Here is a 12,016-nt window from a genome sequence, read left to right on the forward strand (position 1 = left end):
TCTCTGGGTTTTACGTCACAGTCACATGTCCTCACGACAGGCAAATGGCGCCCTTCCGGACATCGCGTACGCAACGACCTTGACGTTGCTGTGAAAACTGGGAAGGGTGACGCGTGGCATGCGTATCTCTGGGGCGCATGTGAACCGGGGGGCCGAGAGAGGCCACCTGTGACGCCGTGGCCCCGGGCGCTGCTCCACTGACGATCAGCTACTGGGGGTAGCAGGCAGATGACCAAGAAGACGCGGATCCGCGTGGCGCGGATAGCCGCCGGTGCGGTGATTGCCGCCGGTGCTTCGCTCACCGCTGCGGGTGCCGCTTCGGCGCTCGACCTGAATGTCGGCATCGGCGCGACCACCGCCGACGACCCGACGCCCACTCCGACCGACACGGGCATCCCGACCGAGCCGACCGGTGAGCCCACCGAGCCCACCGAGGAGCCGACCCAGCCCACGGAGGAGCCCACCGAGCCCACCGAGGAGCCCACGGAGCCCACCGAGGAGCCCACTCAGCCGACCGACGAGCCGACCGAGCCGACCGAGGACCCGACCTCGACCCCGACCCAGGGCGGCGGCTCGGGCACCGGCGGTAACGACGCCGACCCCGACGGCGGCTCCTCCGCCCAGGACGAGGGCTCCTCCGCCCTCACCGACACCGGCTCGGACACCGCCCCGCAGGGCAAGAACGACGGCGAGCTGGCCGAGACCGGTGCGGGCCAGACGACCTTCCTGCTGATCGGCGCCGCCACGATGATCGCCGGCGGCATCGGCTTCCGGATGCTCCCGCGTCTCGCGGGCGGCCGCGGCACCACCGCAGCCTGACGCGCACGCGCACCACGAAGGGCCCGGAGCACCTCGCTCCGGGCCCTTCGTCATGTCAGGGGCAGGTCATCGCCCTCGGGCCGTGATCGGCCGCGAGAGGCTCAGACGGTCTGGTGGGCCACCAGTGCCAGCGCGGCGACCAGCACCGCGAGCAGGGCGATCAGTGCCATCGGGTTCATGCCCGCGAAGGGGCTCTCCTGCTGGAGCCGCTCGCGGTTCGCGCGGCAGACGCGGCAGCGGCCCTCGCTGACAGGCCCCGCACAGTTAGCGCACACCAGTCGGTCGTACGTCATGCGCCGGCCCTCCTTGCGCTGTCTTCCGCGCCGCACCGACTCCTGCGGGCGCGTCGCTCTCTTAACGCTGCGGGGAACGCAACCGTTCCCCTTCCACTGTGCCAGGTTCCGCGGATTTCGGCGCGGCTCGCCTTATCCTGCCCCGCCGAGAAGTCCGCCAGCCGCTCGGATCGAGGAAAGATCCGGAGAGATCAAGGGAGAATCGGACCTCAGATCCGTGACAAAAAGTGCAAGCCGCGCGCAACCCCGTACGCCGACTGCGCTCGCACACCCGGTTCGCGTATGGTCACGCACACCTACCCCCGGCGACCCGTGGTGCATCCGTGATCCGATTCGACAACGTCTCCAAGGTCTACCCCAAGCAGACCCGCCCCGCCCTCAGGGATGTCTCCCTGGAGGTCGAGCGCGGAGAATTCGTGTTCCTCGTGGGCTCCTCCGGCTCCGGAAAGTCCACCTTCCTGCGACTGGTCCTCCGCGAGGAGCGGTGCAGCCACGGTCAGGTGCACGTCCTGGGCAAGGACCTCGCGCGCATCTCCAACTGGAAGGTGCCGCAGATGCGCCGCCAGCTGGGGACCGTGTTCCAGGACTTCCGTCTCCTGCCCAACAAGACGGTCGCCGAGAACGTGGCCTTCGCCCAGGAGGTCATCGGCAAGTCCCGCGGCGAGATCCGCAAGTCCGTGCCCCAGGTGCTCGACCTCGTCGGCCTGGGCGGCAAGGAGGACCGGATGCCCGGCGAGCTGTCCGGCGGTGAGCAGCAGCGTGTGGCCATCGCGAGAGCCTTCGTGAACCGGCCCAAGCTCCTCATCGCGGACGAGCCGACCGGAAACCTCGACCCGCAGACCTCCGTCGGCATCATGAAGCTGCTCGACCGGATCAACCGGACGGGCACCACCGTGGTGATGGCGACCCACGACCAGAACATCGTGGACCAGATGCGCAAGCGCGTCATCGAGCTGGAGCAGGGCCGACTCGTCCGCGACCAGGCACGCGGCGTCTACGGCTACCAGCACTGATCATCGACCACGGAAAGGTCTGAGGAAGACGCCATGCGCGCGCAGTTCGTTCTGTCGGAGATCGGTGTCGGTCTCCGCCGCAACCTGACCATGACCTTCGCGGTCGTCGTCTCGGTCGCCCTCTCGCTCGCCCTGTTCGGCGGGTCGCTCCTGATGAGCGACCAGGTGAACACCATGAAGGGCTACTGGTACGACAAGGTCAACGTCTCGATCTTCCTCTGCAACAAGAGCGACGCCGAGTCCGACCCCAACTGCGCCAAGGGCGCGGTGACCGCCGACCAGAAGAAGCAGATCCTCGCCGACCTGGACAAGATGACCGTCGTCCAGAAGGTCGCGTACGAGTCCTCGGACCAGGCGTACAAGCACTACAAGGAGCAGTTCGGCGACTCCCCGCTGGCCAGCAGCCTCACGCCGGACCAGATGCAGGAGTCGTACCGGATCAAGCTCCAGGACCCGGAGAAGTACCAGGTCATCGCCACCGCCTTCGACGGCCGGGACGGCGTGCAGTCCGTGCAGGACCAGAAGGGCATCCTGGACAACCTCTTCGGGCTCCTCAACGGTATGAACTGGGCCGCGCGCGCGGTGATGGCGATGATGCTCGTCGTCGCGCTGATGCTGATCGTCAACACCGTCCGCGTCTCGGCGTTCAGCCGGCGCCGCGAGACCGGCATCATGCGCCTCGTCGGCGCCTCCGGCTTCTACATCCAGGCGCCGTTCATCGCGGAGGCCGCGGTCGCCGGACTCATCGGCGGCGGTGTCGCCTGCGGGTTCCTGCTGATCGCCCGGTACTTCATCATCGACCACGGACTCGCGCTGTCCGAGAAGCTGAACCTGATCAACTTCATCGGCTGGGACGCGGTGTTGACCAAGCTGCCGCTCATCCTCGCGACGAGCCTGCTGATGCCGGCGCTGGCCGCGTTCTTCGCGTTGCGCAAGTACCTGAAGGTGTGACACATGCCAAGAGGGCCGTACCGTCAACCGGCGGTGCGGCCCTTCGCGTTGTCCTAGACTCACCGGCATGTCAGGCCGTGACCCGTTCTGCGAGCCCCGCCGCATGTGCCGCGGGGCGGCCCTGACGTTGGTGTTCGCGAGCGTCCTCGCCGCCGGTGCGGCGACCGGATCCTTCTCCGACGGCGCGCCGAAGGCCGCGGGCGACGGGCCCCGCCCGGCACCGGCTCGCCACCAGGAGACCGTCACCCGGGCGGCCGCCGAGGCGATGGCCGACGGCAAGTCCCCCATGGAGGCCGCCGAACGCGCCGTCAGCCGCAGCGGCGACCGCTGGGGCGCGGTCTACTCCCAGGGCGAGTACGAGGAGTTCGAGGAAGCGCTCGACGGCCGGTACACCGGCGTCGGCCTCTGGGCCCGCCGTGAGCGGGACGGACGGATCGAGGTCACCCGGGTCGCCTCCGGCTCGCCCGCCGCCGCGGCCGGCATCCACGAGGGCGACCTGCTGCGCTCCGTCGACGGCACCCGGGTGGACGGCCGGCCCGTCACCGAGGTCGTCGCCTTACTGCGCGGCGAGGCGGACGACGCCGACGCCGGCACCCAGGTCTCCCTCGGCCTGGAGCGCGGTTCGCGCAACTGGAGCCGCACCCTGCGCCGGGCCACCCTCTCCACGGACTCCGTGACCGTGGGCCGGCTCCCCGACGACGCCACCGTGATCAAGGTCGCCGCCTTCACCAAGGGGGTGGGCCACGCCGTACGGACCGCCGTCGACCGGGCTCCCCGGGGCGGCGGGATCGTCCTCGACCTGCGCGGCAACTCCGGAGGCCTGGTCACCGAGGCCGTCACCGCCGCCTCCGCCTTCCTCGACGGCGGCCTCGTCGCCACGTACGACGTGAACGGCGCCCAGCGCGCCCTGCACGCCGATTCCGGCGGCGACACCGCCCGGCCCCTCGTCACCCTCGTCGACGGCGGCACGATGAGCGCCGCCGAGCTGCTCACCGGGGCCCTCCAGGACCGCGGGCGCGCCGTCGTCGTCGGGTCCAGGACCTTCGGGAAGGGCTCGGTCCAGATGCCGAGCCGGCTGCCCGACGGCTCCGTCGCCGAGCTGACCGTCGGCCACTACCGCACCCCGGCGGGCCGGTCCGTCGACGGCCGGGGCATCACGCCCGACCTGGAGGCGGACAAGAAGCCCCTGGAGCGGGCCGAGACCGTTCTGAGCGGTCTGGGCGACCCTTCGTGACGCGCCGGGCCCCCTCCCGGTAATCGGCTTTCCCCCGAGGCCCCCGGTAGTGCGAAAATGGCCAGCACTATGAGCAAGGGAATGTACGTACCGAAGGAGTCCCAGCCCAAGCAGGGAGGCCAGGCCTCCGGCAAGGCCAAGGACGGCAAGCGCAAGATCGTCGCGCAGAACAAGAAGGCACGGCACGACTACGCGATCGTCGACACCTACGAGGCCGGGCTCGTCCTGACCGGCACCGAGGTGAAGTCGCTGCGGCAGGGGCGAGCCTCGCTGACGGACGGCTTCGTCCAGATCGACGGGAACGAGGCGTGGCTGCACAACGCCCACATCCCGGAGTACAGCCAGGGCACCTGGACCAACCACACCGTCCGCCGCAAGCGGAAGCTCCTCCTGCACCGCGAGGAGATCGACAAGCTGGAGGCGAAGACCCAGGAGACGGGTCACACGATCGTTCCGCTCGCCCTGTACTTCAAGGACGGCCGGGCGAAGGCGGAGATCGCGCTCGCCCGCGGCAAGAAGGAGTACGACAAGCGGCAGACCCTGCGCGAGAAGCAGGACCGGCGCGAGTCGGACCGCGCGATCGCGGCGGCCAAGCGCAAGCAGCGCGGCCAGTGAGAGCGGCTCCGCCGGAATAGGCTGGCACCGTCGTGCGTCGGTCACGTACGATGGCACCGCACCTCACCGTGGGTGTGGGTTCCTCTTCGGAGGGCCGGGCGTCACAGGCTGGTCGGTTAAGGCGGCCACCGGAGACGCATTGATAAATCAACATGGGGATGATCGGTTTCGACAGCGGCTGTTGAAGCAGGGGAAGCGTGTCGAGGAAGCGGCAATGATCTCGTTAACCATATGTCGCAAAAAATAATCGCCAATTCCAAGAGCGATTCCCAGTCCTTCGCCCTCGCTGCCTAATAAGCAGTGAGTGAAGGACCCTTAATGGGTGTCAGCCCGGGAGTGTTCCCGACCCGGATCCTGGCATAATCTAGGGGACTAAACCATCGAGCCCGGTCACGGGGTTCGCTGGGAAATCAAACAGTGACTGAGCCCGTCGGCGACTTGTTCGCGTGATCGCCGGGGCTGAGAAAATCACAGCGAACTGCACACGGAGAAGCCCTGATTTTGCACCGTTGGACGCGGGTTCGATTCCCGCCATCTCCACTCATCCCATGTGGGCCCGGGCCCCGTCGCTTTCGAGCGGCGGGGCCCGAGTCATGTCGCGGTCCGGGGTCCGCGGTCGTCAGTACGGCGAGCGTTCCGGATACGGCGCGTTCCCCGTGTCCGACGTGGACCACCTGGTCGAGACGGACTGACCATTCCGGCGTTCGTCCTCACGTGCCGCTTCAGGGAGTCGGCGTCCGCACCCCCGTACTCCCCCTCTCCACCAGCCGAGGTGCCAACAAGGTCGCCTCCGCGACCGGTGTGCCCGCCAGTTTCCGCATCAGCAGCTCGACCGCCTGTGCGCCCACCTCCGCCGACGGGATGGCGATGGACGTGACCGGGACGGGGAGGCTCTCGGCGAGTTCGTCCGGGCAGATCGCCGTGACCGACAGATCGGCCGGCACCCGCAGGCCGAGGTGGGCGAAGGCGTCGATCAACGGTTCCAGCACGGGCTCGTTGTGGACGACCACGCCCGTCAGACCTGGTTGCTCCCGCAGGAGTTGCTCGGCCATCCGGCGTGCCGCGGCGGGGGAGGCCTCGCAGGGGTGGACGGACGACACCAGGCCGGCCCGGTCGGCGGCGGCCGTGAACCCCTCCACGACCCGTTGCGCGAACGCCGTCCCCCGCACGTACACCTCGGGCGGCGAGCCGACCAGGGCGACGACCCGGTGCCCGAGCTCCGCGAGCCGTTCCACGCAGAGTTCGCCGGCCGCCCTGAAGTCCAGGTCGATACAGGTCAGGCCCTCGGCCGCGGCCGGGAAGCCGATCAGCACCGACGGCCGGTCCAGCGCCCGCAGCAACGACAGCCGGGGATCGTGCAGTTGGACGTCCATCACGATCAGCGCGTCCACCAGCGCCGTGTCCGCGACCCGGCGCAGCCCCTCCTCCCCCTCCTCCTGCGTGAGCAGCAGCACGTCGTGGTCGTGCCGCCGTGCCTCCGTCACCACCGACACCGCGAACTGCATCACGACCGGCACATGGATGCCCGCCCGCAGCGGCACGACCAGCGCCAGGACGTTCGAGCGGCTGCTCGCGAGGGCCCGGGCGCCCGCGTGCGGCCGGTAGCCGAGGCGGCGGATGCTCTCCTCGACGCGGCGCCGGGTCTCCTCGGAGATCGGCCGTTTGCCGCTGAGCGCGTACGAGACCGTGCTGGGGGAGACCCCGGCGTGCCGGGCCACATCGGTGATCTTGACCATCAGGCGGACTCCACCTCCAGGGACAGGAAGCCGGTGCCCGCGGCGGCCCGCACCTCACGCCCGTCCACGGCCAGCCCCCAGGGGGCAGCGGGATCCGAACAGGACGCGCGCAGGGTGTTCCCCTCGCGGACGACGGTGAAGGTCACCCCGCCGACCGGCACGGTCACCCGCATGCCCCGCTCCGGCCGGTACGCGTGCAGGGTGACCCCGTCCGCGTGGTCGTAGTCGGGCCGGTCCTCCACCGACCCCACCGGGATCACCGCGCCCGGCCGCACGAGCAGCGGAACGCTGGTGAAGTCGTGCCGCTCGCGGACCCAGCGCGGCCCGGTCACCGTCCGGCCGGTGAGGAGGTGCGTCCAGACGCCCTCGGGGACGTAGTAGGTGACCTCGCCCTCGTCGCTGAAGACCGGGGCGACCAGCAGGTCGGAGCCGAGCATGTACTGCCGCTCCAGATGCGCGCACCCCGGATCGTCCGGGAACTCCAGGACCATCGCCCGCATCATCGGCACCCCCTCAGTGTGGGCGGTGCGGGCGGCCCCGTACAGATACGGCATGAGGCGGAGCTTGAGCCGGGTGAACAGCCGCAGCACGTCCACGGCCTCCTCGTCGAAGAGCCACGGCACCCGGTACGACGACGAACCGTGCAGACGGCTGTGCGAGGACAGCAGCCCGAACGCGATCCACCGCTTGAACAGCGCGGGCGACGGCGTCCCCTCGAAGCCGCCGATGTCGTGGCTCCAGAACCCGAACCCCGACATGCCGAGGCTGAGCCCGCCGCGCAGGGACTCGGCCATCGACGCGTACGTGGCCTCGCAGTCGCCGCCCCAGTGCACCGGGAACTGCTGGCTCCCCGCGGTCGCCGACCGGGCGAAGACCACGGCCTCGTGCTCCCCCCGGTGCTTGCGGAGCACGTCGAACACGGTCCGGTTGTAGAGGTACGTGTAGTAGTTGTGCATCCGCTCCGGGTCGGCGCCGTCGGCGTACGCCACGTCGACCGGGACCCGTTCGCCGAAGTCGGTCTTGAAGCAGTCGACGCCCTGGGCGAGCAGCGCCTCCAGTTTCGAGGCGTACCACGCGCGGGCGCCCGCGCTGGTGAAGTCGACCAGGGCCATGCCCGGCTGCCACAGGTCCCACTGCCAGACGCTCCCGTCGGGTCTGCGGAGCAGGTGCCCGAGTTCGCGGCCCTCCGCGAACAGCGGTGAGCGCTGGGCGATGTAGGGGTTGATCCAGACGCTGATCCGCAGCCCCTTGTCCTTCAGGCGCGCCAGCATCGCCTCCGGGTCCGGGAACACCCGCGGGTCCCACCGGAAGTCGCACCAGTTGAACTCGCGCATCCAGAAGCAGTCGAAGTGGAAGACGGACAGCGGCAGTTCACGGTCGCGCATGCCGTCGATGAAGGAGGTGACGGTCGCCTCGTCGTAGGAGGTGGTGAACGACGTCGAGAGCCACAGCCCGAACGACCAGGGCGGCGGGAGGGCCGGCCGGCCGGTCAGCTCCGTGTACCGGCGCAGGATGTCCTTCGGCGTCGGGCCGTGGATGACGTAGTACGTCAACTGCTGGGTCTCCGCGCTGAACTGGACCCGGGAGACCGCCTCGGAGCCGACCTCGAAGGAGACCCGGCCCGGGTGGTCCACGAACACGCCGTAGCCCGCGTCCGTCAGATAGAACGGCACGTTCTTGTAGGCCTGTTCGGTGGCCGTGCCGCCGTCCGCGTTCCACATGTCCACGACCTGGCCGTTCTTGGCCAGGGGGCCGAACCGTTCGCCGAGGCCGAAGACCTGGGTGCCGACCCCGAGGTTCAGCTGCTCGCGCAGGTAGTGGGCGCCGTCCGCGTCCCGCATGATGCCCATGCCCTTGGGGCCGCTGCTGGTGAGCGTGCGGCCGTTCGCGCGGAAGTCGACGTGCCAGGGCGCGGTGCGGTCCACCCGGACGGACAGCGCGCCCGCGGTGAGTGTGGCGTGCGTGTCGTCGTACTCCACCAGCGGCTCGAACTCGCCCGTCCGTACCTCGAAATGGGGCCCCCGCGACCGCTCGCCCTGGAAGTGGGTGAACGTGACGCCGATGACGTCGGGCATCGGCGCGTGCGCGCTGATCGTCACGACCGGTCCCTTCAGCAGGTCCCCGCGGTGCCGGATGGGCTGCGTGGGTGCGTGGATCTCCAGGCCGTCCGGACCAGCGGTCACGTCGAGGACCTCGACCGGGTGAGCGGCGGTGACACCGTCGCGCAGCAGCCAGTAGCCGTCCGTGAACTTCACTGTCGTACCCCTTACTTGACTGCGCCGACGGCGATACCGCGGGTCAGGGTCCGCTGGAAGAGGAGGAAGAAGACGATGGCGGGCAGGACGCCCAGCAGGGCGGCCGCGTTCGTCATGGTGGCGTCCATCAGACGCTGCCCCTGGAGGACACCGAGGGCCACCGACACCGTCTGGTTGTCGTTCGAGATCAGCATGACCAGCGGCAGCAGGAACTCGTTCCACGTCCAGATGAAGAAGAAGACGAGGAGCACACCGATCGTCGGCCGGCTGACCGGCACCACGATCCGCCACAGCACCTGCCACCGGCTCGCCCCGTCGATCCGGGCGGCCTCGATGATCTCGCGCGGGAACCGCCCGAGCACCGAGGAGAGGAGATAGGTGCCGAACGCCGCCTGGATCACCGTGAACACGATGATCACGCTGAGCCGGGTGTCGTAGAGGCCGGCCTGCTTGCTCAGGTAGTACACCGGGTAGACCAGCGCCTCCTGCGGCAGCGTGTTCGCGAGGACGAAGAACGCCAGCACCCAGGTGCGGCCCCTGATCCGCCCGATGCCGATCGCGTACGCGTTCAGGACGGACAGCACGGCGGCACCCGCCGCCACCGAGCCCGAGATCAGCACCGAGTTGAGGAGCTTGCGCCCGAAGTCGACGCGCTCCCAGAAGTCCTTCAGGCCGTCGAGGTAGAGGCCGTGCGGGAGGCTCAGCGGGCCGTGCTCGGCGTACTCCGCGGGCGACTTGACCGCGTTGAGCGCGACGACGACGAAGGGCAGCACCATGAACAGGGCACCGACGACGAGCGCCAGCAGCACCGGATACCTGCGCAGCGCGGTCATCGGCCGCCCCCTTCCTCGGCGTTCTCGGCCCGCGACTGGAACCCCAGCGCGACCAGCGCGAGGGCCAGGATGACGACGGTCAGGACGGTGGAGATCGCGGCGCCGTAGCCGACCTGGGTCTTCTCGAAGAACGTCGTGAAGGAGAAGTAGGACGGCACGTCGGTGGCGCCGCCCGGACCCCCCTTGGTCAGCACGTACACCGCCCCGAACACCTTGAGCGCCGCGATCGTGCACCACAGCAGCACGACGGAGATCTCCGGGCGGATCTGCGGCAGCGTGATGTGCCAGAAGCGTCGCCACCAGCCCGCGCCGTCCAGTTCGGCGGCCTCGTACAACTGCGGGTCCACGCGCTGCAGGCCCGCCATGAAGACGACGAGCGGGAAGCCGATCTGCACCCACACCATCACGCCCATGACGCTGTACAGCGCGATGTCCGGATCGCCCAGCCAGTCCTGCTGCCAGGACCCGAGGCCGACCGCCTTCAGCAGGTCGTTGAGCGAGCCGTCCTCGGGCGCCAGGATCCAGCTCCACACGATGCCGGCGACCGCGATCGGCAGGACCTGCGGGAGATAGAAACAGGCACGCAGCACGGAGGCCGTCCGCGACCCGAAATGCTTGCCGACGAAGTCGAACAGGGCCGCCGCCAGCACGAGTCCGAGCGCGGTCGGTACGACGGCCATCGCGACGACCATGAACAGGCTGTGCCGGAACGACGCCCAGAACTCCGCGTCGCCCATCAGCTCCCGGTAGTTGGCGAGCCCCGTGAAGTGCGGGGTGCCCACCCCTTGCCAGTCGGTGAAGCTCACCCCGGTGTTCATCAGGAACGGCGCGACGACCACCACGAGGAACCCGGCGAACCCAGGGACGAGGAAGAGGGCGTAGGAGGAGCCCGGGCGGCGCGGGCGCGACGCTCCACCGCGCCGCCCGCGCGCCACCCGGACACTCCGCTCGACGGTGGCCGTCATGTCTTCGGTACGCCCTTGTCGTACGCCTTCTGCAACGCCGACAGGTAGTCGTCCGGCTTCTCGCTCCCGGTGATCAGCTTCTGCGTCTCCGAGACCAGGACGTCGTAGAAACCGGCGACGGGCCAGTCCGGATAGAAGGCGAGACCGTCCTTGCCGGACAGGGAGTTGAAGTCGGCGATCAGCGACTTGGCGCGCGGGTCGGTCACGGCGGCCGGGTCGGCCGCCACCGGGACACCGCCCTGGTTGCCCAGCAGGTTCTGGATCTTCTTCGACAGGGTGATGTCGATGAAGTCGTAGGCGAGTTCCTTGTTCTTCGCGCCCTTGGGGACGACCCACAGGTTGCCGCCGGAGCCGAGGGTGAGGTCGCTCCCGGGCCACAGGAAGGTGCCCCAGTCGAACTTGTTCTCCGCCTTGAAGCGGCCGTACCACCAACTCCCGCTGAACAGGATCGGGTTCTTCCCCTGGATGAAGGAGACTCCGGCGTCCTCGGCCTTGAGACCCGTGGACTTCTTGCCGATGTACCCCTTCTTCACCCAGTCGGCGAAGGTCTCGGCCGCGTACGTCCAGGCCGCGTCGTGGAAGTCGGTGCGGCCCTTGTACAGCTCGTAGCGGTCGACCCAGGAACGGTCGGCCTTGGAGAGAGCCAGCTGATAGAGGTACTGCTGGGCGACGTACTCGGCGCCCGCGTTGGCGAGCGGGGTGATGCCCTTCTTCACGAACGTGTCCATCGCCGCGGTGAGCTCGTCGACCGAGGTGGGCCGCGCGATCCCGTACTTCTTGAAGAGGTCCTTGTTGTAGAAGACCATCGTGTACTCGGCGTAGTCGGGCACGCCGTACCACTTGCCCGAGCCCATCACGCCGTTGGCGTCGTACCGGCTGATGGTCCGCACCCCGCCGGTGAGCTTCTTGTCCCAGCCGCGCCGGGTCACCTCGGGCGTGAGATCGGTGAGCAGCCCCTGCTTCGACAGCAGGCCCGCGGTCGCGTTGCCCTTGTTGTACTCCATCAGGTCCGGCGCGTCGTTCGAGTTGAGGACCATGGGCGCCGTCTTCTGGATCTGCTCGAAGCCCTTCTCCTCGAACTTCACCTTCACGCCCGGGTGCTGCGCCTCGAACTCCTTGATGGCCTCCTTCCAGGCCACCCCCATCGCACTGTCCGGCCCTTCGTAGTGCCACAGCCGCAGGGTCCGGCCGTCCGAGGAGCCGCTGTCCGAGCTGCCGCACGACGTGGCCAGCAGGGCGCCCGCCAGGGCCACGGCGGCCACCGCCGCACGCCTTCTTTTCGTCAACATCCACTGCCTCCAG

The 12,016-nt window shown here is 69.1% G+C and carries 11 protein-coding genes and 1 other RNA gene; 6 read left to right on the forward strand and 6 right to left on the reverse strand.

Translation table 11 applies throughout. The annotated features are described in order from the left end of the window. The first annotated feature begins 228 nt into the window (after window positions 1–228). Window positions 229–819, forward strand: coding sequence for a hypothetical protein (locus tag OG406_RS24410; protein ID WP_329187763.1), 591 nt, complete (start codon window positions 229–231; stop codon window positions 817–819). A gap of 101 nt (window positions 820–920) precedes the next feature. Here the strand turns inward: OG406_RS24410 and OG406_RS24415 are convergent, their stop codons facing one another. Then, complete coding sequence (locus OG406_RS24415) at window positions 921–1,112, reverse strand: hypothetical protein (protein ID WP_081217590.1); 192 nt, start codon at window positions 1,110–1,112, stop codon at window positions 921–923. Window positions 1,113–1,435: 323 nt separating this feature from the next. Here OG406_RS24415 and ftsE point away from each other — a divergent pair, with 323 nt between their 5' ends. The 5 genes from ftsE (at window position 1,436) to ssrA (ending at window position 5,468) form a co-directional block, all read left to right on the forward strand. Then, the gene (gene ftsE / locus OG406_RS24420) at window positions 1,436–2,125 is read left to right on the forward strand and encodes a cell division ATP-binding protein FtsE (RefSeq protein ID WP_164374975.1); all 690 of its coding nucleotides are present in this window, start codon (window positions 1,436–1,438) and stop codon (window positions 2,123–2,125) included. 33 nt (window positions 2,126–2,158) lie between these two features. After that, window positions 2,159–3,076: a permease-like cell division protein FtsX gene (gene ftsX / locus OG406_RS24425; RefSeq protein WP_164374974.1), complete on the forward strand. Its 918-nt coding sequence runs from the start codon at window positions 2,159–2,161 to the stop codon at window positions 3,074–3,076. A 67-nt stretch (window positions 3,077–3,143) separates the two neighbouring features. Further along, a complete protein-coding gene (locus tag OG406_RS24430) occupies window positions 3,144–4,310 on the forward strand; it encodes a S41 family peptidase (RefSeq protein WP_329187767.1) in 1,167 nt (388 codons plus the stop codon). Window positions 4,311–4,379: 69 nt separating this feature from the next. Then, window positions 4,380–4,925, forward strand: coding sequence for an SsrA-binding protein SmpB (gene smpB / locus OG406_RS24435; RefSeq protein ID WP_081217580.1), 546 nt, complete (start codon window positions 4,380–4,382; stop codon window positions 4,923–4,925). A 154-nt stretch (window positions 4,926–5,079) separates the two neighbouring features. Further along, window positions 5,080–5,468: a transfer-messenger RNA gene (gene ssrA / locus OG406_RS24440) on the forward strand. Window positions 5,469–5,647: 179 nt separating this feature from the next. On the opposite strand, the gene OG406_RS24445 is transcribed toward ssrA, so the two are convergent. The 5 genes from OG406_RS24445 to OG406_RS24465 are packed head-to-tail and all read right to left on the reverse strand — an operon-like array spanning window position 5,648 to window position 12,003. After that, window positions 5,648–6,661: a LacI family DNA-binding transcriptional regulator gene (locus tag OG406_RS24445; RefSeq protein WP_203661572.1), complete on the reverse strand. Its 1,014-nt coding sequence runs from the start codon at window positions 6,659–6,661 to the stop codon at window positions 5,648–5,650. Further along, window positions 6,661–8,916, reverse strand: coding sequence for an alpha-xylosidase (yicI, locus tag OG406_RS24450; protein ID WP_164374972.1), 2,256 nt, complete (start codon window positions 8,914–8,916; stop codon window positions 6,661–6,663). The genes OG406_RS24445 and yicI overlap by 1 nt, the downstream gene beginning before the upstream one ends. A gap of 11 nt (window positions 8,917–8,927) precedes the next feature. After that, window positions 8,928–9,749, reverse strand: coding sequence for a carbohydrate ABC transporter permease (locus OG406_RS24455; protein ID WP_164374971.1), 822 nt, complete (start codon window positions 9,747–9,749; stop codon window positions 8,928–8,930). Beyond that, window positions 9,746–10,714: a carbohydrate ABC transporter permease gene (locus OG406_RS24460; RefSeq protein ID WP_164374970.1), complete on the reverse strand. Its 969-nt coding sequence runs from the start codon at window positions 10,712–10,714 to the stop codon at window positions 9,746–9,748. The genes OG406_RS24455 and OG406_RS24460 overlap by 4 nt, the downstream gene beginning before the upstream one ends. Beyond that, a complete protein-coding gene (locus OG406_RS24465; protein ID WP_327409684.1) occupies window positions 10,711–12,003 on the reverse strand; it encodes an extracellular solute-binding protein in 1,293 nt (430 codons plus the stop codon). Before OG406_RS24465 ends, OG406_RS24460 begins: the two co-directional genes overlap by 4 nt. Window positions 12,004–12,016: the final 13 nt, after the last annotated feature.

The organism is Streptomyces sp. NBC_01428 (assembly GCF_036231965.1).
In the GTDB taxonomy this organism is placed as follows: domain Bacteria; phylum Actinomycetota; class Actinomycetes; order Streptomycetales; family Streptomycetaceae; genus Streptomyces.